Origin of the sequence: Streptomyces sp. WM6386, assembly GCF_000972385.1 — a bacterium.
In the GTDB taxonomy this organism is placed as follows: Bacteria; Actinomycetota; Actinomycetes; order Streptomycetales; family Streptomycetaceae; genus Streptomyces.
Genome location: NZ_JXTE01000302.1, coordinates 1 through 768 on the forward strand (window position 1 = coordinate 1; position 768 = coordinate 768).

The window sequence follows — 768 nt, forward strand, 5'->3', positions numbered from 1 at the left end:
CCTTCGCGACGCCGAATTCGCCCGCCAGGAGATGGAACGCCGATTCCTCGCCCCGCTCTCCAGCACAGACGCCACGTGCTTGGTCCGCGCCCTGCAGTCCCTCGTCGGGACCCCGGCGAGTGCCGGCCAGGCGTCTGACTCGGCATGACGGACGACGGCGGCGGCCCGTGTCCGTGGACATCCGCAATCGGCGACTCGGGGCTCCAACCGTTGAAGGTCAGGCTGCGTGAGCCTTGGGTCGTTCGACGAGTTGACCCCGTTCGAAGCGAGCTCCGGCACGGGCCAGGGCGACGAGGTGGGGCGCATTCACGGCCCGCCACCGCTGCTGGGCGGACTCGACAAGCTTGAAGACCATGGCCAGAGCGGCGGCCGGGCTGCCGGCGCCCTTGGTCACCTTCGTGCGCAGCCGCACCGTGGCGAACGTCGACTCAATGGGGTTCGTGGTCCGCAGGTGGATCCAGTGCTCGGCGGGGAAGTCGTGGAACGCCAGTAGCTCGTCCACGTCGTCGGTGATCTTCTTGACGGCCTTGGGCCACATCGCGTCGTAGGTCTTCTCGAACGCGGCCACCGCCTTCCGCGCATGCTGCTTGTCCTCGGCGTTGCAGATCTCCTGTAGGGCCTTGTTCACCCCGGGCTGAGCGGACTCCGGAAGGGCGTCAAGGGTATTGGCGATCTTGTGAACCCAGCGCCTCTGAGTGGGCGGTTCGTGATTCTTTGAGTGAGTCTGCTGTCGCCTGATGGTGTGGCGGTGGGGCGGAAACTGCCCGG

At 67.2% G+C, this 768-nt stretch carries 1 pseudogene; it reads right to left on the reverse strand.

Features of this window, described 5'->3' with window-relative positions:
- Positions 1–217 precede the first annotated feature (217 nt).
- Positions 218–706, reverse strand: a pseudogene (locus tag TN53_RS41370) (transposase); the annotation flags it as partial.
- Between the last annotated feature and the right edge of the window lie 62 nt (positions 707–768).